The organism is Kordiimonas sp. SCSIO 12610, assembly GCF_024398015.1.
Lineage (GTDB): Bacteria > Pseudomonadota > Alphaproteobacteria > Sphingomonadales > Kordiimonadaceae > CANLMI01.
Genome location: NZ_CP073747.1, coordinates 98,739 through 124,724, shown reverse-complemented (window position 1 = coordinate 124,724; position 25,986 = coordinate 98,739). Strand labels below are relative to the sequence as shown.

21 protein-coding genes and 1 tRNA gene are annotated in these 25,986 nt (G+C 44.6%); 10 read left to right on the top strand and 12 right to left on the bottom strand.

The window, feature by feature from the left end:
• Nucleotides 1–21 precede the first annotated feature (21 nt).
• Entirely contained in the window at nucleotides 22–522 is a 501-nt protein-coding gene (locus KFF44_RS00600; protein ID WP_255936213.1) for a prolyl-tRNA synthetase associated domain-containing protein, read from the bottom strand.
• Nucleotides 523–692: 170 nt separating this feature from the next.
• Between KFF44_RS00600 and KFF44_RS00595 the strand changes: the two genes are divergently transcribed.
• Nucleotides 693–767: transfer RNA gene (locus tag KFF44_RS00595), tRNA-Gly, on the top strand.
• Between the two features lie 128 nt (nucleotides 768–895).
• Nucleotides 896–1,276 (top strand): VOC family protein, encoded by a 381-nt coding sequence (locus KFF44_RS00590; RefSeq protein WP_255936211.1) that lies wholly within the window; start codon nucleotides 896–898, stop codon nucleotides 1,274–1,276.
• A gap of 81 nt (nucleotides 1,277–1,357) precedes the next feature.
• Here KFF44_RS00590 and KFF44_RS00585 read toward each other — a convergent pair whose 3' ends face one another.
• Nucleotides 1,358–1,756, bottom strand: a complete 399-nt coding sequence (locus tag KFF44_RS00585; protein WP_255936209.1) for a helix-turn-helix domain-containing protein — start codon at nucleotides 1,754–1,756, stop codon at nucleotides 1,358–1,360.
• Between the two features lie 102 nt (nucleotides 1,757–1,858).
• Here KFF44_RS00585 and KFF44_RS00580 point away from each other — a divergent pair, with 102 nt between their 5' ends.
• Nucleotides 1,859–2,257, top strand: coding sequence for a DUF4345 domain-containing protein (locus KFF44_RS00580; protein ID WP_255936207.1), 399 nt, complete (start codon nucleotides 1,859–1,861; stop codon nucleotides 2,255–2,257).
• A 65-nt stretch (nucleotides 2,258–2,322) separates the two neighbouring features.
• Here the strand turns inward: KFF44_RS00580 and KFF44_RS00575 are convergent, their stop codons facing one another.
• From KFF44_RS00575 to KFF44_RS00560, 4 genes are read right to left on the bottom strand one after another with little or no spacing between them, the layout of a single operon-like run.
• Nucleotides 2,323–2,706: a response regulator gene (locus tag KFF44_RS00575; RefSeq protein ID WP_255936205.1), complete on the bottom strand. Its 384-nt coding sequence runs from the start codon at nucleotides 2,704–2,706 to the stop codon at nucleotides 2,323–2,325.
• The gene (locus tag KFF44_RS00570) at nucleotides 2,703–4,280 is read right to left on the bottom strand and encodes a PAS domain-containing sensor histidine kinase (protein WP_255936204.1); all 1,578 of its coding nucleotides are present in this window, start codon (nucleotides 4,278–4,280) and stop codon (nucleotides 2,703–2,705) included. The genes KFF44_RS00575 and KFF44_RS00570 overlap by 4 nt, the downstream gene beginning before the upstream one ends.
• A complete protein-coding gene (locus KFF44_RS00565; protein WP_255936203.1) occupies nucleotides 4,273–5,505 on the bottom strand; it encodes a methyl-accepting chemotaxis protein in 1,233 nt (410 codons plus the stop codon). The genes KFF44_RS00570 and KFF44_RS00565 overlap by 8 nt, the downstream gene beginning before the upstream one ends.
• Before the next feature lie 2 nt (nucleotides 5,506–5,507).
• Nucleotides 5,508–6,038 (bottom strand): PAS domain-containing protein, encoded by a 531-nt coding sequence (locus KFF44_RS00560; protein ID WP_255936201.1) that lies wholly within the window; start codon nucleotides 6,036–6,038, stop codon nucleotides 5,508–5,510.
• 495 nt (nucleotides 6,039–6,533) lie between these two features.
• Between KFF44_RS00560 and KFF44_RS00555 the strand changes: the two genes are divergently transcribed.
• Nucleotides 6,534–7,475: a complex I NDUFA9 subunit family protein gene (locus KFF44_RS00555; RefSeq protein ID WP_255936200.1), complete on the top strand. Its 942-nt coding sequence runs from the start codon at nucleotides 6,534–6,536 to the stop codon at nucleotides 7,473–7,475.
• 29 nt (nucleotides 7,476–7,504) lie between these two features.
• Here the strand turns inward: KFF44_RS00555 and KFF44_RS00550 are convergent, their stop codons facing one another.
• Complete coding sequence (locus KFF44_RS00550; RefSeq protein ID WP_255936198.1) at nucleotides 7,505–8,335, bottom strand: undecaprenyl-diphosphate phosphatase; 831 nt, start codon at nucleotides 8,333–8,335, stop codon at nucleotides 7,505–7,507.
• A gap of 315 nt (nucleotides 8,336–8,650) precedes the next feature.
• On the opposite strand from KFF44_RS00550, the gene KFF44_RS00545 reads away from it, so the two are divergent.
• The 4 genes from KFF44_RS00545 (at nucleotide 8,651) to queG (ending at nucleotide 16,419) form a co-directional block, all read left to right on the top strand.
• Nucleotides 8,651–10,084, top strand: coding sequence for an NAD(P)-dependent oxidoreductase (locus KFF44_RS00545; protein ID WP_255936197.1), 1,434 nt, complete (start codon nucleotides 8,651–8,653; stop codon nucleotides 10,082–10,084).
• Between the two features lie 11 nt (nucleotides 10,085–10,095).
• The gene (gene gltB / locus KFF44_RS00540; RefSeq protein ID WP_255936196.1) at nucleotides 10,096–14,613 is read left to right on the top strand and encodes a glutamate synthase large subunit; all 4,518 of its coding nucleotides are present in this window, start codon (nucleotides 10,096–10,098) and stop codon (nucleotides 14,611–14,613) included.
• Nucleotides 14,614–14,694: 81 nt separating this feature from the next.
• A complete protein-coding gene (locus tag KFF44_RS00535) occupies nucleotides 14,695–15,363 on the top strand; it encodes a glutathione S-transferase family protein (protein WP_255936195.1) in 669 nt (222 codons plus the stop codon).
• Nucleotides 15,364–16,419 (top strand): tRNA epoxyqueuosine(34) reductase QueG, encoded by a 1,056-nt coding sequence (queG, locus tag KFF44_RS00530; RefSeq protein ID WP_255936194.1) that lies wholly within the window; start codon nucleotides 15,364–15,366, stop codon nucleotides 16,417–16,419.
• A 7-nt stretch (nucleotides 16,420–16,426) separates the two neighbouring features.
• Here queG and KFF44_RS00525 read toward each other — a convergent pair whose 3' ends face one another.
• The 4 genes from KFF44_RS00525 to acnA form a co-directional block, all read right to left on the bottom strand.
• Nucleotides 16,427–17,662 (bottom strand): hypothetical protein, encoded by a 1,236-nt coding sequence (locus KFF44_RS00525; protein ID WP_255936193.1) that lies wholly within the window; start codon nucleotides 17,660–17,662, stop codon nucleotides 16,427–16,429.
• Between the two features lie 105 nt (nucleotides 17,663–17,767).
• Nucleotides 17,768–19,183 (bottom strand): DEAD/DEAH box helicase, encoded by a 1,416-nt coding sequence (locus KFF44_RS00520; RefSeq protein ID WP_255936191.1) that lies wholly within the window; start codon nucleotides 19,181–19,183, stop codon nucleotides 17,768–17,770.
• Nucleotides 19,184–19,311: 128 nt separating this feature from the next.
• Nucleotides 19,312–20,088 (bottom strand): thioredoxin family protein, encoded by a 777-nt coding sequence (locus tag KFF44_RS00515; protein WP_255936190.1) that lies wholly within the window; start codon nucleotides 20,086–20,088, stop codon nucleotides 19,312–19,314.
• Nucleotides 20,089–20,250: 162 nt separating this feature from the next.
• Nucleotides 20,251–22,935 (bottom strand): aconitate hydratase AcnA, encoded by a 2,685-nt coding sequence (gene acnA, locus KFF44_RS00510; RefSeq protein ID WP_255936189.1) that lies wholly within the window; start codon nucleotides 22,933–22,935, stop codon nucleotides 20,251–20,253.
• A gap of 73 nt (nucleotides 22,936–23,008) precedes the next feature.
• On the opposite strand from acnA, the gene KFF44_RS00505 reads away from it, so the two are divergent.
• Nucleotides 23,009–23,887: a DUF4846 domain-containing protein gene (locus tag KFF44_RS00505; RefSeq protein WP_255936188.1), complete on the top strand. Its 879-nt coding sequence runs from the start codon at nucleotides 23,009–23,011 to the stop codon at nucleotides 23,885–23,887.
• Nucleotides 23,888–24,547: 660 nt separating this feature from the next.
• Here the strand turns inward: KFF44_RS00505 and KFF44_RS00500 are convergent.
• Nucleotides 24,548–24,817, bottom strand: coding sequence for a BolA family transcriptional regulator (locus KFF44_RS00500; protein WP_255936187.1), 270 nt, complete (start codon nucleotides 24,815–24,817; stop codon nucleotides 24,548–24,550).
• Between the two features lie 148 nt (nucleotides 24,818–24,965).
• Between KFF44_RS00500 and cobS the strand changes: the two genes are divergently transcribed.
• A complete protein-coding gene (gene cobS, locus KFF44_RS00495) occupies nucleotides 24,966–25,961 on the top strand; it encodes a cobaltochelatase subunit CobS (protein ID WP_255936186.1) in 996 nt (331 codons plus the stop codon).
• Nucleotides 25,962–25,986: the final 25 nt, after the last annotated feature.

Here is a 25,986-nt window from a genome sequence, read left to right as displayed (position 1 = left end):
CAGTAAGAAGTTTATATTCGCCTAAATTTCTATGATTTGTGGGCGATAACCGGTTGCGGCAATAAATTTTAGCAAATCATCTGATCTAATAGTTGTTGTCGCGGCATTATGTAAAGGATGATAATTTAGATACTCGTTCTCTAACATGCCTTGATCCAGTGCAATGATAATGTCGGGATATCGATCCATAGCATTTATAAGGCCAAATGGTGTTACCGAGCCCGGTTTTACGCCGAGCATATCCATCATGCTATTGCTACTGCCAAAGGATATTCTCCCTAAACCGAGTATCTGGGCGACGGCCTTTAGGTCGGCTTGTTTATTTTCATCCATAACAATAAGGGCGCGTCTTTTTTTCTTATCGCGAATAAAAAGACATTTACAATGCCCACCCTGTATTTCGCCCCGTAAACTCTGAGCATCCTCAACCGTATGAACAGGAGGGTGTGAAACGGTTTCTGTCTGAATTTCCAATTTCTTCAGGAATTCCATTAAATCAGATTCACTCGCTGGATAAGGCATATCAGTCCTTGATTTGGTTATTAAGGTAAATGTTAGTGAGTAATTTTACTTTTAAAATTAATAGCTTACATCAATTTTGTAAAAAAATGAAAATAAATGTTGCAAAGGAAAAGTCTATAGCTATTATCCCGCCACGCAAGCCGAACGGTTTGTTACCCCTTACGTGTTGAGCGGGCGTAGCTCAGGGGTAGAGCACAACCTTGCCAAGGTTGGGGTCGTGAGTTCGAATCTCATCGCCCGCTCCATTTAATCAGAAAACATGATTGAATCTATCTGCAAAGCATTTGAAATCAAAATGCTATTCTGATTTATTGACTTAATCTTTTATGCCCCGCATAAACTCCCTAGTGGTAAATAAAAAGAGGTAGAGGTTATGTTTAGTCATATTATGCTCGGCGCTAATGACATTGAAGAATCTAAGCGCTTTTATGATGCTATTTTGGGCGTTCTTGGATACAGGCCGGGTGTTATCGATGAGAAAGGCCGTTGTTTTTATTACGAAAAAACAGGGATTTTCTCTTTAAGTAAACCGATTGACGGCAACCCGGCAACAGCCGCAAATGGCAGCACAATTGGTTTCTCGGTTGATAGCCCTGAAACTGCTGATGCCTGGCACAAAGCTGGACTTGAAAATGGCGGTACTGCGATTGAAGATCCACCAGGTGTTCGCGGCAATGACACAACACAGATGTATTTAGCGTACCTTCGTGACCCTTCTGGTAATAAGATTTGCGCCTTACATCTCATGAGTTAATCAGCGAATTAATTTAACTCAAATACGAAAGCCAGAGCAATAAGGTGTTACCCTTTTAAAACTGCTCTGGCTTTGATGTTTTCAGCCAATTCGAATTTTGTTTTTTTCCATATCAAAAGTTTCTTGGGCTGCTTTAATCTCATCCAGATGATTATAATTCCATTGCACGAGGTTGTTCAGGTGGTGCAATAGACCTTTGCCCATCTCGGTCAGTGAATATTCTACATGTGGTGGAACTGCCGGGTAGGCTATCCGGTTGATAAAACCGTCCCGCTGTAAAGACTTTAAGGTACTACTCAGCATTTTTGGGGATATTCCCTCAATGCGATCGAGTAACTGATTGTGTCTTACTGGTCCGCAAGCAAGGGCAAACACCGTTAGCATTTGCCATTTACTACCAACCTCGGATGCCAGTCGTCTAATTGGACAATCTGGATCGTCATATAGAAACACAGTTTGCTGATTATTTTTCTCTGGCATCTCGTAATCCTCTGAATGCTCAAAACTTACCTATAAGTAACTCTATTGACCATTACTATACTTTAGTTATTTTTGAAGAAAATGTAAATTAAGAGAAAATATATGACCCGTTTTGCTTCAGTTGTTTTAATCATTAATTCGGTCGTTATGGGTTTGATTGGCCTGGCATATCTATATGATCCAGATCTATTGCTGGGTAACTACGGTTTAACGGCATCGGACCCCAGTATGGACAATATGCTACGGGCTTCATATGGGGGTGTTTCATTGGTCTTGGCCGCCTTGTGGGGCTGGGGCGGTGTAAAAGCGCACCGACGTTTGGATATGCTGGCGCTATTGTCGCTTGTTATGGGGGGATTTGCCCTTGGCCGTATCGCAAGTTTAATACAGGCCGGCCCGCCGCAAGAGACAATTTATTCGTTACTTGGATATGAGATAGTGGTCTGCATCCTCTCGTTATTCCTATTAATCAAAATACGCCAAAAATTGGAGAACACATAATCGATGTATACTCGAGAGCCAGGTTGACTGACTATAGCTGGATCAATTGTAACCAATAGCCTTATTTACGGTTGGGTAGCGAATTGAGGGTCAATTATCTTATCAAGTGTATCTTTTAAAATTGTCATATTTACAGGTTTTGTAAGATAATCATCGCACCCTACTTCAATTGCTGCTTCACGGGTGGTTGCCGTAACATCTGCGCTGACCGCTATAATAGGGGTGTTTTTGTTCAATGTGCTGCATTTAATGTGTTCAGTGACTTTAAGGCCGGAGATATCCGGCAGATTTATATCCATAAATATCAAATCATATTCAATGTCTTGGCACATATTCAGGGCACTATGCCCATTTTCAGCATGATCTAATGTTTGCAGACCTAGAGCACTTGTCATGGCCTGCATGACTTTGAAATTGATTTCTATGTCTTCTACGTACAGTATTTTCAAGCTGAGCCCCCACTCTCTTGGATATCAACCCAGAATTTAGCGCCAGGCCCTGGGTTATTTTCATAGCCAACTTTAGCATCTATAACCTGAGCCGTCTGCGCAACAATATACAGGCCTAAACCTAAACCAGATTGACTGCCCGCCATTTGGTCTGCCTTCTCGAAAGCTTCGAAAAGATTGTTATCATTTTCAACAAGGCCCTTACCATCGTTCTTAACGGAGAGGCGAAGCTTGTGTTTGTCTATGTATTCGGCTTTCAACTCAATTACGCCGCCATGTTCACAATATTTGATTGCATTAGAGAGATAACGCTCCAAAATTTCGCTAATAGGATTTTTATGATGACTTATAGTAAGATCAGGTCCACAGTTTAGCTTCAGTAATAATCCGCGCGCCTTAAGTTGTGTGCCATATTTATCTCTGCAAGATTTGAAAATATCGCAGATATTAATCTGACCCCGAACATCCAATTTTAGATGAGATCCGCTTGCAAAGTAGACTACACTATCTGTTAAATCGGTTAGGGTCTCAATTGCTTTCAAAGCTTCTGTCAGTTGTTCCTGGGCCGTGGGTGGAAGTGCGGAATTGTGTTGAACAACTTGTAAATACCCGTATGCAGCGTTTAATGGGGTCCTAAATTCATGGCTAATTGATGTTAAAAAACGCTGTTTTGCGTTGTTTGCGGCTGTGCTTTTATCCAGTCTTTCATATTCGGCTGTTATATCAGTTCGAATCGATACATATCTTACAGGTATGCCGTTTTCATTCAGTTCAGGTACAATGGTCGATTTAACCCAATAAGGTTTGTTCTGTTTTGTTTTGTTTTGGATAACACCTTGCCAAATTTTACCTGCCGAGATGGTTTTCCATATATCTTGATAGAACTCTGGGGTATGCTGACCTGATTTTAGAATACGGTGATTTTGGCCGATTAGTTCATCACGTCTATATCCACTGATCTCACAAAATATATCATTCACATAAATGATATTTCCTGCTTTATCGGCAATAGACACGATGGCTTGCGCATCCATAGCTCTTCTAAAGCTTTCGAGCTCTTGTATTTTGTTGCTGATTAGCTGATCATTTTCAAGGTGCACAATAATTGCTGCAACCCTATGTGATAGGATCTTCAGGATATTTCGTGCTACAACAGCATCTTGGAGTGGCTTATCATCCATTATGGCAAAAATGGAGCGAGCTTCACCAGACCGTCCCTCCAGAGCAAATCCCAAATAACTCTCTATACCCATCTCTTGAAGCAACGTGTCTCTCGGGAATTCTTGCGTCACCCCCGATGGGCATTCACAGTAACCAAATGAAACAGCGTTTTCACAAGGAGCACCCGTTAATTCATAGTCAAAATTATCAATAATTTCCCCATCAGCGGCTATAGCTATGGTCTTTGCGGTGGATGTTCCTTTGATTTTTAGTGCGACAAAAGCATATTTTACGCCCAAAAGGGTGCAAAGGAATTGGGTTGCCTTTTCCAGAAACAACTCAGGCTTTCTGGACCATCCTTCTCGCGCTGCAAAGCTCAGGGCCTGCTGTATTTTACTATCTTTATCAGGCACGAATGGAATTCACGAATTTGAGCGATTGTTTTTTCACTGCCGCCATCTGGTCCTGCATTTCAAGTGCAGATGATTTAAGCTCGGAAGCCATCTCAAGGGTGTCTGCTACGGTTTGACTCACTTGTTGTATGCTGGTTGAAACCTCGTCTGTTCCTTGCGAGGCTTCCTGAATATTGCGGCTGATCTCAATTGTGGCGCTTGACTGCTCTTCTGTTGCAGCAGCAATAGAGCTAGCGATTTCATTCAATTCATCAATCACTTTTGCAATATCCAGAATGGCGTTAACCGATAGACCGGTTTTATCCTGGATATCTTTGATTTGGACACCAATATCGCCTGTTGCTGTAGATGTCTGCTGAGCTAGGGATTTTACTTCGCTGGCTACAACGGCAAACCCTTTTCCCGCATCACCAGCCCTTGCTGCTTCGATTGTTGCATTAAGAGCAAGTAAATTGGTTTGATCAGCAATATCATTAATAAGTCCGACCACATCTCCAATTGTTTTGGAAGCTTCAGCGAGTTCCCCAATGGTATCATTAGTGTTGCTTGCAGATTCTGATGCCTCAGAGGACCGCTGTGAAGACCTGTTAACTTGTTTTGCAATCTCTTCCACGGATGCAGATAATTCTTCCGAGGCTGCTGCTACGGTTTGTACATTGACGGATGCCTGCTCTGCCGCTGCGGCTACGGAGTTTGCTTGCGCTTGATTGTCTTCCGAGTTTTGCTGCAGCTTTGAAGCATTCTCTTTTGTACGGTTGGCAAGCTCAGCAACCGAATCAACTGCTGCTAATACTTCTTTTTCAAAGCTTTCCGCTAATTCATTTACGAGCTTAATATGATTTTCTTCAGCTTCTTTCATCGCCGCTGAAGCGTCATTAATAATTCTGGCCCCTCGACCAAGATCGCCTAAAATCCCCTGCTCAAGAAAAACTCGGTGATATTCTTTTCTAAGCGCCGCCTGAAGAGATGCGCTTGCCTCACGAATAAAAGCATCAGCAAGGTCATATGATTGATTTAAGGCGGCAAGGGTTTCAGACAGTTGGTCATATTCGTCCCAGTTTACAATACGGGCACTGAAGTCGCCCTTGGAGACATTACTTGCTACATTTTTGATCTCTTCAAAAGCTCTTTCATAGAGATCAAGACGATCCTTCATTTCATCATAATCGCTCTGTACCGTAGGTGCAGAGGGGTTTGTTGTTGTAGTTCTGAAAATATCCAACATTGTTATTCTCCTATCGACCAGACGAATTGAGAGTAAGTCTGGGACTTTTCCTTCAACATTGAATGCAATAAGTTTTCCCCTGCAATCAGGCCCTGCTTGCTGTTGGTATGCTTTAGTTCTTCAGAAAGAAGTTGGTCATAAATCCCAGAGATCTGAGCGATACCAAGGTCTGAGGGACGACGTCGATTGGAATGATATCCGATGATCTGGCCTTGCTGGTCAAAACTTGGCGTTACATGGGCGATAACCCAATAGTATTTTCCTGTCTTGGACATGTTCTTTACAAACGCAAATATTTCTTCACCATTTTGAATGGTTTCCCACAGAAGCTTAAAAATAGTTCGCGGCATATCGGGGTGACGAATGATGCTATGGGGTTTGCCAATAACTTCGCTAGTTGTCATTTCTGCAACGCGGCAAAAAACATCGTTTGCGTACAATAAGCGACCCTTAAGGTCTGTCTTTGAAACAATAATTTCGTCTTTACCGAAATGGATCGCCTCATCGACGGGTGTAACTGTATATTTGCTCATTTTCGACCCCCCTGGTGAAAGTGCAAAGATGGAATATTTAACAATATCCCTATATATTCAGAATGAGATAGTAACTATATTTCCTTTACTGATTTACGGTTCTATTAAACAACTAAAAAGTTAATAAGAGTTTAGCAAAATTGAATGATTTTGGGCTATTATAGTATGTGTAAACTGTCAGTATACTTTGGCCTGGCAATGTATCAGTCAAAAGTGGGGTCAGAAATTCTGTTATGATTGCATATTTTATAGTCAACTGATGGTTTACTATAAACAGCACCCACAGGAATAGCGCCGGGAGGTGATGAGCTTTGGAATATGGTTGCACACAGGCTTTGAGGTATTTCCGAATAGAATCATCTCCGAACCATTACATTGATTGGATATCACGTTAGAGGGATAATTTAGGGCTTTCGTAAAATTCCGTGGCTTGCTATCAGGCATTGCGCTATAACCGCTTTGATTCAGATAATATTCCGCTGGGAGTTATAATTCATGACAAAACGATTGATCACAGTTTTCGGTGGATCAGGATTTATTGGCAGGTATGTTGTTCAACGCCTCGCGTCTCAAGGCCATTTGGTTCGCGTTGCGGTTCGCCGCCCGAACGAAGCATTGTTCCTAAAGCCATTAGGTGATGTTGGACAGGTTCAAATCATCGCGGCCAATCTTAAAAATGAAGCGTCGGTTGAGCGTGCCATACAAGGCGCGGACGCCGTTGTTAACCTTGTCGGTATTTTGCACAATAGTGGCGGACAAACATTTGAAGCGCTCCAGGCAGATGGTGCCGCAACTGTTGCTCGCATTGCAGCAGCAGCGGGTGTTAATAATCTGGTTCATATGTCTGCTATTGGTGCTGATGAGGAGTCTGCTGCACAATATGCGCGTACAAAGGCGCGCGGTGAACAAGCCGTACTGGACGCGTTTCCAAATGCTTCTATATTGCGACCTAGTGTGGTTATTGGCCACGAAGATGGTTTCTTTAACCGTTTCGCGGGATTGGCCAAGCTATTGCCAGTTCTACCACTGCCGGGCTTGGAAACAAAGTTTCGGCCGGTGTTCGTCGGTGATGTTGCGGATGCTGTTGTTAAATGCCTTGATGGCGGCGAAAGCGTTGAGGGTATGACCTTTGAGCTTGGCGGCCCTCAAGTGATGACCATGCGTGAAATGCTGAACTTTATGATGGATCACATTGATGTACATCGTCCTATTGTGCCCCTACCGCTTGGTATTGCGAAATTTCAGGCATTTTTTATGGGCTTGTTACCTAACCCGCCATTAACACTTGATCAGATTAAGTTATTGCAAAGCGATAATATTACCGCCAAAGGGTCAAAAGGATTTAAAGCACTTGGTATTACGCCGTCATCAATCGAGGCAATTTTACCAAAATATTGTGTGCATTATAAACCTCAGGGCCAATTCAGTAAGTCATAAGAATATTGATGGTTTGGTAGGTGTCTCTATCAAACCAGCCCGGTTCCAATAAGTGCAAATAAAAGAATACCGAGGAGCACGCGGTAGATAACAAAGATTGTCATTGTAGCGTGCTCTAGCCACTTCATTAAAATATGAATGGCAGCCATGGCGGTGACACATGATAAACCAGCTACGATAGCTGCATCCTGCCAGATTACAGCATTTCCGCTTTCTATAATGTCTTTGATGCCCAACACACCGGCAGCGAAGATAGTTGGGATAGATAATAACATTGAAAATCTTGCGGCATCTATTCTGTTAAATCCAAGCCAACGCCCCGCCGTCATGGTAATGCCTGCGCGACTGGTCCCTGGAATTAATGCCAGCACCTGAGCGAGGCCAATTAATAACGCAGGTTTGATTGCCATATTATCGATGGATTTCTGCACCGCACCGCGTTTGTCAGCGACATACAGAAGAATACCAAAGACGATCGAAGACGCTGCAATCACATGAGGTAGGCGGATAGCATCGTCAAGTCCGGTTGCTTTAAACGCCAGCCCAACGATGACGGTGGGAATGGTCGCGATTACCAAATACCAAAACAGTTTACTGTATAATGTGCCGTCTATTGCTCTGCGCGCTGGGGTGACGCCAGCGGCGCCAATCGCGGCAAGTGTAAGCCCTTTTGTGTCAGTACGGAAATATAACAATACGGCAGCCAGCGTGCCTATATGCGCTGCTACATCAATCAGGTTTCCTTGATCCTGCCAGCCGGTTAGAGCCGGGACAAGTGCCAAATGGCCAGACGAACTAATGGGGAGAAATTCTGTAATACCTTGTATTAGCGCAAGTATAATTAACTGAAAAACGCTCATGAATTTCTCCGAATTGTGGTCATTATATCAATGATTCTCTCTATATCAGGTTTTTAAAAGCGTCGCTTATGTTAATAAAGTACAATAACGGTACTAAAAATAGAAATTTTTCAGAATTTATTCAACACTTCGACAAAAAACATAAAATAATAGGTCAGTATAATTGACATATATGACGATTTTGGGATGATATCTGAGAATTTAAATATATAATGCCAAACATACTAGGAAATACGTAATTAAATTACACAGTCAGAATTAAAGCGGTGCTGTCATTGACCTTATGGAGTGCCGTTTTTTATATCGGGAGCCAACATGACTGAGAAAATGCTACAGTTTGTTGATGTAGAACAGGCTATGCCTGAAAAGCGGACGGCAGAACTCCGTAAACAGGATTTCCAAGAGATATACGCACAGTTTGATGTTCATGGCGCAGAAGTCCAGGCCAGTAGATGCTCGCAGTGCGGCGTCCCTTATTGTCAAATTCACTGCCCTCTCAGCAACAATATTCCCGATTGGCTGCGTCTAACCGCAGAGGGTAGGCTGGAAGAAGCTTATGAAATCTCGAGCGCAACAAATAATATGCCCGAAATTTGCGGCCGTATTTGCCCTCAGGACCGCCTTTGTGAGGGTAACTGCGTTATTGAAAAAGACTTCTCTTCAGTAACAATCGGCAGCGTCGAAAAATATATCACTGACACGGCTTGGGAAAATGGTTGGATCAAACCAATCAAGCCAAACCATGAGCACGATCAAACTATTGGTATTATTGGCGCTGGACCGGCAGGGCTTGCGGCCGCAGAAGAGCTACGGAAACAAGGCTTTCAGATTCATGTTTATGATCGGTATGACCGCGCCGGTGGTCTACTGGTTTATGGCATCCCGTCTTTTAAACTCGAAAAAGAAGTTGTTGTGCGCCGTATCGATTATTTGACCGAAAGCGGTATCCAATTTCATTTGGGTTTCGAAGTGGGACGGGATGCAACGCTTCAGGAATTACGCGACAAGCATGATGCGCTTCTGATTGCAACGGGGGTATATAAAAGCCGTGAGCTAAAAGCGCCAGGAGTTGGCTTGGATAACATTGAGGAAGCGCTTGATTATCTAACAGTATCTAATCGTCAGGATTTGGATGATACCCTCGATGATGAAATGGTAAAAAAATATAATGCTGCCGATAAGGATGTCGTTGTTATTGGCGGTGGGGATACCGCGATGGACTGTGTTAGGACCGCTGTGCGTCAGGGTGCTAAATCAGTAAAATGCCTTTATCGCCGCGACCGCGATAACATGCCGGGGTCTGCACGTGAGGTTCAGAATGCAGAAGAGGAAGGTGTTGAGTTCGTTTGGTTGTCTGGTCCTGAGGCCTTTCTTGGCGCGGGAACACTTACGGGAGTGCGCGCTTATCAAATGAAGCTTGGGGCACCAGATATTACGGGACGGCAGGCGCCTGAACCCATCCCCAACTCATCGTTTGACCTTCCATGTGATCTGGCAATTATGGCGCTTGGTTTCGAACCAGAGGACTTGCCTACAATGTTTGATGCGCCTGAACTCAGGATTACCCGTTGGGGCACGGTAACAGTTGACCATTCAACAATGATGACAAATTTGCCCGGCGTCTTTGCAGCCGGTGATATTGTGCGTGGTGCGTCCCTTGTCGTCTGGGCAATTCGTGACGGCCGTGATGCTGCTGAGGCAATCGCACAGTATCTCGAAGTCAAAGCTAATAAAAATAAAGCGGCTTAAGGAGTAAAATCATGGCACCTTCAAACCCTCATGTTCCTGGCCCCATTGGATTATACGACCCATCTGAAGAGCATTCATCCTGCGGTGTCGGCCTTGTTGCAGCTATGAACGGGCAAGCGAGCCGCGATGTTGTCTTAAAGGCTATTGAAGCTTTGAAGGCTATATGGCACCGCGGTGCTGTTGATGCAGACGGTAAAACCGGTGACGGCGCCGGTATCAACCTTGAAATACCGCAGGAATTCTTCAAAGAACACGTGAAGGCAACTGGTCATGAACCGGACGGTGGAAAGCTTGCAATTGGTATGGCGTTCCTGCCGCGTGTGGATTTGGCCGCTCAGGAAACATGCCGTACCATTGTTGAAACAGAAATTATCGCCTTTGGTTACACGATCTATGGCTGGCGTCAGGTTCCGGTTGATATTGACGTGATCGGTGAAAAGGCTGAAGCCACGCGCCCTGAAATCGAGCAAGTGATGATCGCCAACACAAAAGGTGTGGACGAAGCCACCTTTGAGCGAGAGCTTTATATAATTCGGCGTAAAATTGAGAAAGCAGTCATAGCGTCACAGGTTAGCGATTTCTATATGTGCTCGCTTTCGTGCAGATCCGTAATTTACAAAGGGTTGTTTCTGGCGGAACAACTTTCTGTTTTCTATCCCGACCTTCAGGACGAACGTTTTGTATCTTCGTTTGCTGTTTATCATCAGCGCTATTCGACGAACACGTTCCCCCAGTGGTGGTTGGCACAGCCATTCAGGACATTGGCGCATAACGGCGAAATTAATACTATTCGCGGTAATGTAAATTGGATGAAAAGCCATCAAATCCGCATGGCCTCAATCGCATTTGGTGAAAACTCAGAAGACATAAAGCCTGTTATCCCAAATGGTGCGTCCGATTCTGCCGCGCTTGATGCTGTTTTCGAGGTTATGATCCATGCAGGCCGGTCTGTTCCCATGGTAAAAACCATGTTGGTACCTGAGGCCTGGTCAAAAAATGATGCAATGCCAGATGCACACAAAGCTATGTACGCCTATACAAATTCGGTGATGGAACCATGGGATGGTCCTGCAGCGCTTGCAGCAACAGACGGCAAATGGATCGTTGCTGGACTAGACCGCCATGGCCTGCGCCCAATGCGTTTTACCGTCACCCATGACGGGTTTTTGCTCGTTGGTTCTGAGACAGGCATGGTTACTGTCGAAGAAGAAGACGTCCTAGAAAAAGGGCGTCTTGGCCCCGGTGAAATGCTAGCGCTTAACCTGGAAAAAGGTGAGTTCTTCCATGACGCTGAAATTAAGGACCGTCTATCGGCGTCGCAGCCTTTTGAGGAATGGGTTGAAGATATTATCTCAATTCGTGATCTGCCAGATTATGTTGGTCCCGAACAGATAGAATATTCTGGTGATGGATTAAAATTACGTCAGAAAATGGCTGGCATAACTTTTGAGGATTTAGAGTTAATTCTCCATCCACAAGCGCTTACAGCCAAGGAAGCTATTGGCTCTATGGGGGATGACACGCCGCTTGCGGTATTGTCAGACAAGTATCGTAATTTATCACATTATTTCAGACAAAATTTCTCTCAGGTAACGAACCCGCCAATCGATAGTTTGCGGGAACACGGTGTCATGAGTTTGAAAACCCGTTTTGGAAACTTTGCCAACGTTTTGGATGAAGGCCACACCCAAAAGGGTGCTCTGGTCCTCGAAAGCCCGGTTATTACAAATCGTGAATGGAAGGCCATTATTTCCTATTTTGGCGACGCTGCTCAAATTATTGACTGCACGTTTGATATCAACGCGGGACCAGGTGCGCTTGCAGAGGCTTTGGACCGAATTAAACGCGAGGCGGAAGATGCTGTTCGTGCTGGTCGTGGTCACCTTTTCCTGACTGACGAAAATATCAGCACAGACCGAGCCCCAATACCGATGATTTTGGCTGCTGGTGGACTTCATACACATTTGATTGTAGAAGGGCTAAGAACGTTCACAAGCCTGAATGTTCGCTCGGCAGAGTGTATGGATACGCATTATTTTGCTGTTTTATTGGGTGTCGGTGCCACTACGGTGAATGCGTACCTGAGCCTTGATGCGCTTGCTGATAGACACGCAAAGGGCTTGTTTGGTGATATGCCACTTAATGAGTGTGTTGTCCGTGCATGCGAAGCGATTGATCAAGGGTTGCTAAAAATCATCTCTAAAATGGGGATTTCGGTAATTTCGAGCTATCGCGGCGGTGCAAATTTTGAGGCGCTTGGGCTGTCGCGTGCTTTGGTTGCTGAGTTTTTCCCGGGCATGCCCACAAAAATCTCTGGTATCGGGTTGGCGGGTATCCAAAAACAGGTTTTGAACCAGCATCAGAAATCATTTGCAGCTAGTAACGTATCTTCATTACCAATCGGTGGGCTGTACCGCTATCGACGCGGCGGTGAAACCCATGCCTTTGATGGTCAATTGATCCATATCCTGCAAAATGCGGTGGCAACCAATAATTATGCTAAATATCTAAGCTATGCAAAAGGGCTGTATAACCTTCCGCCTATCAACTTGCGTGACCTGATGGGCTTTAAAAAATTAGATAAAGAAGTCCAGCTTGAGAATGTAGAATCGATTACACAAATTCGTAAACGCTTCATCACGCCCGGAATGTCATTGGGTGCATTGTCAGAGGAAGCGCATGAAACCCTCGCGATTGCGATGAACCGTATTGGTGCGAAATCGGTATCCGGTGAAGGCGGCGAGGATCAAAAGCGCTACACTCCCTACGAGAATGGGGATAATGCGAATAGCCCAATTAAGCAGATTGCATCCGGGCGCTTTGGTGTAACCGCTGAATACCTAAATGCTTGTGAAGAGTTGGAAATTAAGGTTGCTCAAGGCGCAAAACCCGGCGAGGGCGGCCAGTTACCTGAATTTAAGGTAACCAAAATGATCGCGCGCCTTCGTCATGCAACGCCGGGGGTTACACTCATTAGCCCACCACCGCACCACGATATTTATTCGATCGAGGATCTGGCACAACTTATTTACGACCTTAAGCAAATTAATCCTGATGCCAAGGTTTGCGTCAAACTGGTTGCGTCCGCAGGCATCGGCACGATAGCAGCCGGTGTTGCGAAAGCACATGCGGATGTTATTCTGGTATCTGGGCATTCTGGGGGTACAGGTGCTAGCCCGCAAACAAGTATAAAATATGCTGGCACACCATGGGAAATTGGACTTGCCGAGGTTAATCAGGTTCTTACGCTGAACAATCTTCGCCATCGTGTCACACTACGTACTGACGGTGGTATTCGCACAGGCCGTGATGTTGTTATTGCAGCGATGCTGGGAGCCGAGGAATACGGTGTCGGAACTGCATCGCTTGTTGCAATGGGATGTATTATGGTGCGCCAGTGCCATTCTAATACTTGTCCTGTTGGAATTTGTACCCAGGATGAAAAGCTTCGGGAAAAATTTGATGGATCCCCGGAAAAAGTTGTCAATCTGTTCAGTTTTATTGCGGAAGAAGTACGTGAAATCCTCGCAGACCTCGGTTTTGAGAGTTTAGAACAAATAGTTGGCCGAACCGACTTATTGCATCAGGTTAGCCGCGGTGCTGATCACCTTGACGATTTGGATTTAAATCCACTTCTTGTTCAGGTGGGAGGGCGTAACAAGCAATCTATTTGTACACTCACGGAACGTAATCCGGTTCCCGATACCCTTGACGCACAAATGACAGAGGACGCGAAGGCTGTATTTAACCGCGGTGAGAAAATGCAATTGAACTATACTGTTCAAAATACCCACCGCGCTGTTGGAACAAGGTTTTCAAGCCATATCGTTCGCAAATTTGGTATGACGGGCTTGAAACCCAATCATGTAACGGTTGGCCTTCGTGGTTCTGCTGGGCAATCGCTTGGTGCATTTGCTGTTCAGGGTTTGAAACTAGTCGTCTCGGGTGATGCAAATGATTATGTGGGCAAAGGCCTTTCTGGCGGAACAATCATTGTAAAACCTTCCAATCGCGCGTCCTTCAATAGTCAGGACAATACCATTATCGGAAATACGGTATTATATGGTGCGACCAGCGGTAAATTGTTTGCGGCAGGGCAGGCAGGTGAACGGTTTGCTGTTCGGAACTCAGGCGCGCAGGCGGTCGTAGAGGGGTGTGGTGCAAACGGCTGCGAATATATGACGGGCGGTATAACCGCTATTCTCGGTGATGTTGGCCATAATTTCGCGGCTGGTATGACTGGGGGTATCGCGTTCGTTCTTAAAAGCGATTCGTTCGAACATAATTTAAACGACGATTCTGTGATCACAGTAAATTCGATGACTGAATATTGGGAGGGCCTTTTAAAGTCTCTAATTCAGGAACATGCAGATGAAACAGGGTCTCGTTGGGCTCATATGTTAATTGCCAACTGGGAGATAAAAAGAACACAATTTGTTCAGGTCGTTCCGAAAGAAATGCTGGATAAGTTAGAGCACCCTGTTTTTAATGAAGAATCCCAAGCGAGTGAGGAAATACTTTCCGCATAAATTGGTGTTCAGAATCTAAAAAAAATATAGAAGCTCGTCATTCCTGTTGGCGGGCTTCTTTTCTTCGGGTAAAAGGCCTGTATGCCTATTTTGTATCATCACTGGCTTAGCCCTGCCGCCCGATTTGTACGCGTTCTTATGATTGAGAAACGTATGGAATTTGCGCTGCGCATAGAAAAAGAATGGGAACGACGCCCTGCGTTCTTAACCCTTAATCCTGCGGGTGAGGTGCCGGTTTTGGTGATGGATGACGGCAAAGCCTTTTCTGGTGTGATGGCGATTGCCGAATATTTGGAAGAGCTTGCCCCGGAACCCGCCTTGTTGCTAGGTTCTAGCGAAGATCGATATGAGGCACGTCGATTATCAGGATGGTTTCATACCAAGTTGGGTAGTGAAGTCACACGGCACTTGGTTTCCGAGAAGCTTTTTAAACGTTTCCTCGGTATGGGAGAGCCGGATTCTGAATCTATAAGATGTGCCTCTCATAATCTGAAGATCCATTTGAAATATATTAGCTTCCTGATGGAACGCAGACATTATTTAGCTGGCGGCATGTTTACAATGGCAGACGCTGCTGCTGCTGCCCATATCTCGGTCGCGGATTATTTTGGGGATATTCTCTGGGAAGAGTGGCCCGAGGTGAAAGAATGGTATGTCCGGGTCAAATCACGCAAGTCGGTTCGCAGCCTATTGAAAGACCGGATCACTGGCCTTGCGCCCCCTAAACATTATAGCCAACTGGATTTTTAAATGGTGGGGCATGACCCTGTTAAAGCTGCGATCATATCAGAGGCCAAAGCGCTAGGCTTTGATGATATAGGGTTTTTAAGTGCTGCTCTTTCTCAAGAAGACGCGCAGTCAATTTCACAAGATCTACAGTCCTTTGTTGATGACGGGCGTCATGGCACCATGGATTGGATGGAAACCCGCCTTCATCAGCGGTCCCACCCGCAGGCGTTGTGGCCTGATGCGAGGTCTGTTATTGCCCTTGGGGTAAATTATGGCCCCAATCATGATCCTCGTGAAACGCTTCATGAGAAGCAAATAGGTAATATTTCTGTTTATGCACGTGGAAAAGACTATCACGATATTATAAAGAAAAAACTGAAGGCGCTTGGTCGCTGGATGGCCCAAAACTATAGGTGTGAGCTTAAAGTTTTTGTTGATACCGCACCGGTTCCCGAAAAGCCTTTAGCACAACTTGCAGGTCTTGGCTGGCAAGGTAAGCATACCAATGTCGTCTCAAACAAGTTTGGGAGTTGGTTATTTTTAGGGGCAATTTATACAACCCTTGACCTTGAGCCTGATCAACCACACCGCAATCAGTGTGGGTCGTGCAATGCTTGCATGACGGCGTGTCCAACCAATGCGTTTCCAGAACCTTACAAACTGGATGCGCGACGATGTATTTCCTATCTGACGATTGAATTTAAGGGATTAATACCAGAAGAATTTCGTCCATTGATGGGAAACAGAATTTACGGTTGTGATGACTGTTTAGCAGCTTGCCCATGGAATAAATTTGCGAAAATTTCCTCTGAAAGTCAGTTTTATGCTCGAGCGGAATTAGGGTCACCACCCCTTAGAGATCTAGTTAAACTGGATGATGCAGCTTTCAGGGAAGTTTTTTCAGGCAGCCCGATAAAACGGATTGGCCGTGATCGTTTTGTTCGAAATGTCCTAATTGCAATTGGAAATAGCGGAGATAGATCCTTATTGCAGGATATAAAACCGTTATTGAAGGATACGAACGATGTTATCCGTGAAACGGCAAAATGGGCTGATATGAAGTTGGCCTCCAGTTGAGGTGCGATTATTTAAGCTTCATTTTTAATATGTAAGTGGGTTTTTGAACCTGCTTATCCTTCAAGATACCCCCTTTTTGATATTTGGGCCATTGGCTGTTGGCTATCATGAATACCGTATTGTTATGAATATCGAAGAGGGTTGGTTCATCAAACGCTGCTAAATTCTTAGCAATGATTGTAGAAGAAACGACTTTTTTTGAATTTGTGTCGAGTTCAATTTCTATAACTCGGGCGGGCTGGATACCGTTTTGAGTTGCAACCAACCTATTTGATGATGCTTTCAAGCCGTCTAAACCAATGAGCGATAGATTTTCAGAGGTTTCTATAAGCGTTATATTTTGTGTGCTGGTGTCGAGGTGCCATAGCCCACGGCCATAGTCTGCCAGAATCAGGTTTCCGTCGTTGGTTTTGGCTAGTCCTTGGGGGCTCATAAAACCGCTATGCTTAAACCGTTTGACGAGCTGGTCACCTTTAATTTCATATACGGCTTTGCCTTGGCTGTTGCTAAGGAAAATTTGTCCATTATTTGTGATAACAAGATCGGCAACCTGTGAATTAGCACTATCATTTAAAGTCCAGGTTTGGATAATTTTTTCAGAATCAATATCGATTTTTAAAACGCCGGTTCTTTTGGGTTTTCCATTCATATTCGGGGTGTGGTCAATTGTGGCAAAGGTAGCGTAGAGAAATGTGTTCTCTGGATCGATGTCTAGTCCGAAAAAACTACCATATTGATGCTCATCCCCTTCGATAAGCGGGGAAACTTGGTCATTTTCAATTTTGTAGATGCCTTTAGAGACAACGCTTGAAACATAGAACGTCTGATTATTGGGGTGATAAGCAATGCCTTCTATTAACTTCAGGCTATCCGGTACAGCGTATTCAATTTCAGCAGTGCCTATTTGTGCATTAATAGCTGTATATGCTTTTTCAAATGCTCGCCTATCTGTTTCAGGGATACCGTCATAAAGTTGTGTCAGCAATCTTTGCGGAGGTATCATCCCTAACGTAGCGTATTTCTCGGCAATTGCTTTCGCAGTTTTCGTGGCTCCTGTTTCCAAACTGATAAACAGGATGTTTCCCATAACTGCAGGATTATTTGGGCGTATTTTATCGGCCAAGATCAATAGCTCTAGTGCTTTTTCCCTATCACCATTTTGATAGGCGGTAGCGGCGCCATGTCTGTGTTTTTGGCTATTGATGAATGCTTGATCATCAGAGGCACGAGTATCTTCGTGCACGCACAAGCTACTAAAGATAAGCAAAAGTATGAGGCGTATAATCATTTTATGATCATACCTGGTACTTAAAACTTGTCACCGTGTTTCATCTGTAACTTTAGTGTATTATTTAGGCTTACGCCGCATTGGGCTATTACCCCCACTTTTAGCAGATTGTGGGCGTTTGGTACCCGTTCGGCTTTTTTGTTTTCGGCTCGTAACTGTTGAAGTTTCTTTCCGTTTTGTTGTTTTTTGCTTGGGGATGTCCGCGCGACCGGCTGCTTTCTTCGCTTTTTTTGCCAGAGACTTTTTCTTACCTTGCGTTAGCTTTTTGCCAGGCTTGCTTTTAGACGCATTGGAAGTTCCAGTATTCGATTTACGCGACTTGGGCTTAAACTTTTTAATTTCAAGCGGGAATGGATGATCCGTTTCTGTTTCGATTGCTTGCTTGATAATGTTTTCAATAGCCCGAACCAGTTTAAACTCAGCCTTATCGCACAAAGTGAATGCCTTACCACTGGCACCGCCGCGCGCAGTTCTGCCAATTCGGTGAACATAGTTTTCCGCGTCCAACGGTACGTCAGTATTAAAGACATGGGTGATATCTGGCACATCGATCCCGCGTGCCGCAACATCCGTGGCAACCAGGAAATTAATTTGATCATTACGGAATTGGCGAATAATGCGGTCGCGCATTCGCTGTGGCTTGTCGCCGTGTATTGACCGGGCGTTTAAATCCATACTTTGAAGGTAATCAGCAAGGGCATCAGCCTGTGCCTTGGTGCGTGTAAACACCAGCGCTCGTTCAGCTTTTTCCTTTGCAATTAAATACAGAAGCAGTTCGTTCTTTTTTTCACGCGGCGTGTATAGGATTTTGTGCGTTAGATTGTCTGCAATAGTTGCCTGACGCGCTACCTCAACAAATTCTGGATCATTCAGGATAGTTGATGACAGTTCTCGAATTGCATCACTGAATGTTGCTGAAAACATAACAGATTGATGGTCTTGTCGTAACTTCCTAGCGATACTGCGCACATCGTCAATGAAGCCCATATCAAGCATGCGGTCGGCCTCATCAAGGACAAAATATTCGGTTTCATCCAAATACACATTACCCTTCTTCAGGTGATCAATTAATCGACCCGGTGTTGCAATAACGATATCTACACCGCGTTGCAGGATATGTGTCTGTGTTTTATAAGGTGTCCCCCCGAAAATTACACACTGCCTGGCCTTTTGGCCCAATGATAAATCTCGTACGTTGGTTGAGATTTGTTGTGCAAGTTCACGGGTTGGTGCGAGTATGAGGGCACGAGGCATTCCCGGTTTTGGGCGGTCTTCATAGTATGATAGCTTCTCAAGAAGTGGCAGGATGAATGCCGCTGATTTGCCGCCGCCCGTTTGCGCAATCCCAATGAGGTCAAGGCCACTGAGCAAGTGTGGGATCGCAGCCGCCTGAATAGCAGTCGGCTTTTCGTAATCAAGGGCATTTACCGCACTTAATAACGGTTTGCCAAGCCCAAGTTGTTCGAACTCTGCCATCAAAATCCCTTCACTCTTTGTGTATAGATATAGAATTATTATGTGCTTCTAACACAAAACCGCACCTTATGCGAAGGCGCGGTTTTTGAAATGTTCCAGAGTGATTGTCAAACTATATTATAGCTAGCTTAGGCATCTGATGCGGTAGAGGTTTCTTCTTCACCATTAAGCGGCATTGATACAGCGCCAATAATTTTGCCGTGCCTATATCCTTCCTGAAGAAGAATTGCGACATGGTCAGCGCCGGCGGATACACCATCTGCTACCTTCAGCGAAATTGATTGCGCGGACCCATCCCAGTCCATTACCATTTCAGAAGCACGTACGACATTGGTATAATGAAGGACGCGGCCTTCATTCTCACCTCTATTAATTTGAACTTCAGCATCACTGAGATACCAAACAACCCGAACAGAAAGTTCCTTCGGCAAGCCTTCTGTTGCTGGTAAATCAAGTTGGATGGTTTCACCAGCAGGGGTTAAGGTAGGTTTTACTTCAATGCGGCTTGTAGCGCGAGACTGATCAATAGCATCACGAATAGCTGAATTTTTTGACCCAATAGCCTGAAAAGCGCCATCAATCACCATTTGGGGTGTGTAAACACCGCCTCGGCCGAAACGTTTGTTATAAGCGGCTTGGCGTTTCGTGTGACTGGGCGATGCGTATGTATCTTCCCAACCCAGACGATCCCAATAATCTACCGCCCAGGAAAGCGTTAGAATATTGGGACGATTACGCATGGACTTGAGCGCGGCATCCGCAGGAGGACAGCTGCTGCACCCTTGGCTAGTGAACAATTCAACGACCGTTAACCTCTCTTCATCTTGCGCAAAACTAGCTTGTGAAGAGAAAACGCCACCCAAAACAAAAACACTAAGAACTATATTTAATAATCTATACATCATTGCCTTATGATATTAGCCCGTTAGTAAACATGCCAATCACCTCTACGTGAATTTTATGTAATTTGTCCCTACTTGTAGTGAATATGACAGTCCATAAGGCATGATTTCCAAGTTTGTAAACCTGAAAACGATACATTTTGTACTAATTACAAGGCAAAATGACTATTGAGCGGCTAGTTTGCGCAACACGTAATGAAGAATCCCGCCATTTTGACAATACTCTGCCTCATCTTCTGTATCGATTCGGCACAAGGCATTGATCGCTTTTGTGGCTCCGTCTTCATAGTGAATAGTGATATTAACACTTTGTCGTGGTGTAACGCGCCCCGCAATTCCTGTAATATCAAATGTTTCTGTACCCTTAAGGTTAAGGCTTAAGCGGTTATCCCCATCCTGAAACTGAAGGGGTAAAACCCCCATTCCCACAAGATTGGATCTGTGAATACGCTCAAAACTCTCAACAATTACTGCTTTAACCCCCAGTAAGATTGTGCCTTTTGCAGCCCAGTCCCGTGATGACCCGGTACCGTATTCCTTGCCACCTACAACAACTAAAGGCGTGCCAGAGTCTCTATATTTAACGGAGGCATCATAAATGCTCATTACATCACCGGACGGTTGGTGTGTAGTCCACCCCCCTTCGGTACCAGGTGCCATTAAATTACGTAACCTAACATTCGCAAAAGTTCCGCGCATCATAACTTCATGATTACCGCGGCGTGAGCCGTAAGAATTAAAATCAACGCGGGCTACGCCTTTTTCCTGAAGGTATTTACCTGCTGGGCTATCGGCCTTAATCGCACCTGCCGGGCTGATATGATCGGTAGTAATGCTGTCGCCTAAAAGCGCCAATGGCCTTGCCCCAATGATATCCGTAGAGGGTTCAATACGATTGCTCATACCCTGAAAATAAGGGGGGTGTTGAATATATGTGCTCTCAGAATTCCAGGCGTATGTTTTACCTTCACTAATGGGTACTGCCTGCCACTCCTCTGTTCCCTCAAACACGTTTGCATAGCGTTCAATAAACATGTTGCGGTTTAGGTTTGCATGAATAGCATTCTGTATGTCTTGATTACTTGGCCAAAGATCTTTCAAATAAACATCCTGACCATCTTTGGTTTTGCCAAGAGGCTCTGATGTAATGTCAACCTTCATTGAGCCAGCAAGCGCATAAGCAACCACAAGCGGCGGTGATGCCAAGTAGGATGCTTTCAAATCCTGACTAACCCGACCTTCAAAGTTCCTGTTTCCAGATAAAACACTGGCACACACAAGGTCATTGTCGTTGATAGTTTTTGAAATTGGTGCCGCCAGCGGTCCAGAGTTCCCAATGCACGTGGTGCAACCATAACCCACGAGGTTAAAGCCGAGCGCGTCCAGATGTTCTGTTAATCCAGCTTTATCCAGATAGTCGGTAACGACCTGCGAGCCGGGCGCCAGCGATGTTTTGACCCATGGCTGCGTCTTTAAGCCCAGTTCATTGGCCTTTTTGGCGACCAATCCTGCTGCGATCAAAACGCTTGGGTTTGAGGTGTTGGTGCAACTTGTGATCGCGGCAATCCCAATATCGCCGTGCGTTAACGTGTAATCAGCATCTTCGACACGATATTCATTTAAGTCATCGACTTTACTATATTTTGTGAGGACATCGTTGATGAAGGAATGCTTTGCTTGATCCAAATCAACGCGGTCCTGAGGGCGGCTGGGCCCCGCAAGTGCTGCTTTTACAGTAGAGATATCAAGCTCGAGAGTGTGGGAATAAATCGGGTCTACGGTGTTCTTGTCCCGCCACATTCCCTGTTCTTGCGCATAGGCTTTAACAAGGTCAACAGTTTCGGGGTCGCGCCCGGTGAAGGTTAAAAAGTCAAGTGTTTGTTGTGAAACTGGGAAAAACCCGCACGTTGCACCATATTCTGGTGCCATGTTTGCGATTGTCGCCTGGTCCGCTAATGTTAGCTGATCAAGCCCATCACCGTAAAATTCTACGAACTTTCCGACAACACCAAGTTCACGCAGCATTTCAACAACCCTAAGAACGAGGTCCGTTGCCGTGATGCCTTCATTCAGTTTACCTGTTAACTTAAAGCCAACAACTTCTGGGATCAGCATCGAAACGGGTTGGCCCAGCATCGCTGCCTCGGCTTCAATACCGCCAACACCCCAACCAAGCACAGCAAGGCCATTGATCATGGTTGTGTGGCTATCGGTCCCAACACACGTATCAGGGTATGCTATCGTTCGGCCACCTTCTGAGTGTGTCCAAACGGTATCGGCGATATATTCCAGATTGACTTGATGGCAAATGCCGGTGCCCGGCGGCACGGCGTTAAAGTTATCAAAACTGTTTTGTCCCCATTTCAGAAACTCATAACGCTCTGCGTTCCGTTCCATTTCCAGATCGACATTTTGCTTGAAAGCTTTCGCTGTACCAAACTTATCGACCATAACCGAATGATCGATCACCAGATCACACTGCGCAAGCGGATTAATCAATTCAGGATCACCGCCCATTTCTGCCATCGCTGTTCGCATGGCAGCGAGGTCAACAACGGCGGGAACGCCCGTGAAATCCTGCATTAAAACCCGTGCCGGCCGATAAGCAATTTCGCTTGAAGACCGCTGTTCTTTTTGCCAGTCAGCGACTGCCTGAATATCTGTTGTTGTAACTGATGTGCCATCTTCGTGTCGAAGAAGGTTTTCCAATAAAACTTTTAATGTATAGGGCAGGCGCGAGACATCACCGATTGTTTGCTCAGCGGCTTTAAGGCTGAAATAATCATATTCTCTTTCGCCAACAGTTAGAACACGCCGCGTATTTAAAGTATCAAGTGAATTATCAGTCATGGAAACCCTCTCAGATTTATTATAAATGCAACACTAACTAGCAATTAATACTTATTTACGGTAGTGTAGATATGTGAAGTTGATACGTCAAAAACAGATATTAAAACAGAATAGTCTAATAGTTTTTTTGGCTATTATTGCATCTTGCCTTTTTTCTAACCCTTCAATTGGTAGTCAAAGTACTGATAACGATGGCGCCCAATATGTGTGGCTAAACCAAGTAAAGCCCGCGAATAGCATTATCAAAAAATATGCAATTCCAAATGGTTATAAACGCATAATAACAAAAAGTGGTAGCTATGAACAATTCTTGCAGAACTTACCACTAAAGCCAAAAAATAGCGAACTAGTAAAATATGACGGATCTAATGTTTGGCCAAACAACCACGCTGATTCAATTATTGAAATTGATGTAGGTACTAGAGACATACAACAATGTGCCGACGTGGTGATTCGATTATATGCAGAGTACCTTTACCAGCAGAAAAGATATGACGACCTCTCATTCAATTTTACTTCTGGAGACGCATTTCCTTATCAGGATTACCTTTCTGGGAAACGTGCTGTAGTTTCTGGACACTCAGTAAACTGGGCTTTTGGGAATAGATCAGAAGACACTTACGATAATTTCCGAAAGTGGCTTGATACTATTTTTGTATATGCAGGAACTGCATCTTTGGCGAGAGACTTGAAGAGGGTTTCGATTAAAGATGCAAAAATTGGTGATGTTTTTATAGACCCAGGTTTTCCAGGCCACGCTGTTTTGATTGTCGATTTGGCTATTGATGCTAATGGTCACAAAAAGGCTATCCTAATTCAGGGGTTTACACCTGCACAAAGTCCTCATGTAATTAAAAGCTTTGATACTGATGCTTGGTTTTCTCTTCATGAGGGTCAAGACATCGATACCCCATTATGGCGTTTTAAAGCCTCACAATTATACCGTTTTTAGAGCGTGTTTCCTTTTTTCTAATTGCAACAAAGACTCCTTGATTTGATCACAATCTTGCCCAATTGCGCGGTGATTCTGGCTTCATAAAATTTTTATGGAGAAAACCATGATTGAATTTACGACAGCACAATTGATTGCGACGATCTTACTCGGAACGATAGCCGTAGGCGGGTTTGCGTTCAGTAAGGTTCAATATAAGAAGTTATTTTATTAAAAAAGGTTAGTAAATTACATTTTATATTCTCAAGTCACCGATCAATTAGAGAGCTTTTCAGGGTAAAAATGCCCGAAAAGCATCAGGCAATCTTTTTAATTGAGACTAGGAATGATCTACATAGTACCATTTTCGTGCTTAATACTTGTTATCGTATTTTGTGTGTTTTTACATTTGTCACTGTTTTTTGAACCGGCAGCACCCTGGTTGCCAGATGATGGCAACAACAATAAAGCTGCTGATTTCCGTATACCCCTTGCGTCATTTGCGCGTAAGGAGCGGTTTCAGCAACTTTTCATTTCCATAAAGAGTTTGATGCTTAGGAAAATGAGCAAATGCTCTTTAGCATTTTACAAAGCGCCCATGAGGCACGTTGAATTTATTCGAACTTGAGTTCAGAAACTTAATTTTAAAACGACCCGTAACCCGAATGGTTGGATAAATAACTATTCTTCAGGCGTTTTTGTTTCCATTGAAAGGGCATGAATTGGCCCTTTCAATTCTTCTGCGAGTGCGTGCATAACCATTCGTTGACGCGCTACGCGGTTTTTTCCCGAAAAGGCATCACTTTTTACAATAACATGAAAATGGCTTTCACCGCCGTCCCGGTACCCGGCATGGCCCCGGTGCTTTTCCGATTCGTCAATAATTTCCAAATGGGTAGGAGAAAGGGTGTTTTCGAGTTTTTGCCTGATAATATCTGCCATACGTGCCATATTTTCTCTCCGTAATGATAGGGTTTCGTAGCGGCGATACCTGTGGTAAGCGCTAAAAAACCAAACTGGCTATTGACCGAACGCGTATGAAGGTCCAACAATCACTGCTAAATTGACCATTTCATATCAATTGACAAGAGGAATTCCTATGACCGCACATGCGGCAGAAAAAATGACGGGTATTTCAATGCCTGATGCCACTGTTAATGTGAGAGAAGTATTCGGTATCGATATCGATATGGAAGTTCCGGCATTTTCTGAACCGACAGAGCATGTTCCAGATACTGACGAGGCATATGTTTTCGACCGTGATACAACGCTCGCTATTCTTATGGGCTTTGCTCACAATCGCCGGGTTATGATCCAGGGTTATCACGGGACGGGTAAATCAACCCATATCGAGCAGGTTGCCGCGCGCCTCAACTGGCCAACTGTGCGGGTTAATCTGGACAGTCACATCAGTCGGATTGATTTGGTTGGTAAGGATGCGATTGTTCTGAAGGACGGGAAACAGGTAACAGAATTTAAAGAAGGTATTTTGCCCTGGGCCCTGCAAAGTCCAACAGCGATTGTTTTTGATGAATATGATGCCGGACGTCCTGATGTGATGTTTGTGATCCAGCGCATTCTGGAGATCGAGGGCAAGCTTACGCTTTTAGACCAAAACCGTGTTATCCGCCCACATTCAGCATTTCGTGTTTTTGCAACGGCAAACACGGTTGGGCTTGGTGACACAACAGGTCTTTACCATGGAACACAGCAGATTAACCAAGGTCAGATGGACCGTTGGAACATTGTTGCTACGCTAAATTATCTTCCACATGAAACGGAAACCAAAATCATCGTAGCGAAAGAGCCAGAGTATGCCACGGAAGAGGGTCAGAAAACTGTTGCTCAGATGGTGCATGTTGCCGATATGACGCGAACAGGATTTATGGCTGGTGATATCTCAACGGTTATGAGTCCGCGAACCGTTTTATCTTGGGCACAGAACGCCAGGATTATAGGCGATGTTGGATTTGCATTTCGTTTAACCTTTTTAAATAAATGCGATGAAGCCGAGCGCCCAATTGTCGCTGAATATTTCCAGCGCGCTTTCGCTCAGGACTTACCAGAATCCGCAGCCTCCTTAATAACAGGCTAAACGACAGTCCATAGTCTGATAATTC

Excerpts from the sequence above, each read along its gene's own strand:
- KFF44_RS00500 (WP_255936187.1), bottom strand. The coding sequence starts at position 24,817 with ATGGCACGTATGGCAGATATTATCAGGCAAAAACTCGAAAACACCCTT.
- KFF44_RS00590 (WP_255936211.1), top strand. The coding sequence starts at position 896 with ATGTTTAGTCATATTATGCTCGGCGCTAATGACATTGAAGAATCTAAG.
- KFF44_RS00560 (WP_255936201.1), bottom strand. The coding sequence starts at position 6,038 with ATGAGCAAATATACAGTTACACCCGTCGATGAGGCGATCCATTTCGGT.
- KFF44_RS00585 (WP_255936209.1), bottom strand. The coding sequence starts at position 1,756 with ATGCCAGAGAAAAATAATCAGCAAACTGTGTTTCTATATGACGATCCA.
- gltB (WP_255936196.1), top strand. The coding sequence starts at position 10,096 with ATGGCACCTTCAAACCCTCATGTTCCTGGCCCCATTGGATTATACGAC.
- KFF44_RS00535 (WP_255936195.1), top strand. The coding sequence starts at position 14,695 with ATGCCTATTTTGTATCATCACTGGCTTAGCCCTGCCGCCCGATTTGTA.
- KFF44_RS00545 (WP_255936197.1), top strand. The coding sequence starts at position 8,651 with ATGACTGAGAAAATGCTACAGTTTGTTGATGTAGAACAGGCTATGCCT.
- KFF44_RS00520 (WP_255936191.1), bottom strand. The coding sequence starts at position 19,183 with ATGGCAGAGTTCGAACAACTTGGGCTTGGCAAACCGTTATTAAGTGCG.
- queG (WP_255936194.1), top strand. The coding sequence starts at position 15,364 with ATGGTGGGGCATGACCCTGTTAAAGCTGCGATCATATCAGAGGCCAAA.
- KFF44_RS00580 (WP_255936207.1), top strand. The coding sequence starts at position 1,859 with ATGACCCGTTTTGCTTCAGTTGTTTTAATCATTAATTCGGTCGTTATG.
- KFF44_RS00555 (WP_255936200.1), top strand. The coding sequence starts at position 6,534 with ATGACAAAACGATTGATCACAGTTTTCGGTGGATCAGGATTTATTGGC.
- cobS (WP_255936186.1), top strand. The coding sequence starts at position 24,966 with ATGACCGCACATGCGGCAGAAAAAATGACGGGTATTTCAATGCCTGAT.
- KFF44_RS00600 (WP_255936213.1), bottom strand. The coding sequence starts at position 522 with ATGCCTTATCCAGCGAGTGAATCTGATTTAATGGAATTCCTGAAGAAA.
- acnA (WP_255936189.1), bottom strand. The coding sequence starts at position 22,935 with ATGACTGATAATTCACTTGATACTTTAAATACGCGGCGTGTTCTAACT.
- KFF44_RS00565 (WP_255936203.1), bottom strand. The coding sequence starts at position 5,505 with ATGTTGGATATTTTCAGAACTACAACAACAAACCCCTCTGCACCTACG.
- KFF44_RS00515 (WP_255936190.1), bottom strand. The coding sequence starts at position 20,088 with ATGATGTATAGATTATTAAATATAGTTCTTAGTGTTTTTGTTTTGGGT.
- KFF44_RS00550 (WP_255936198.1), bottom strand. The coding sequence starts at position 8,335 with ATGAGCGTTTTTCAGTTAATTATACTTGCGCTAATACAAGGTATTACA.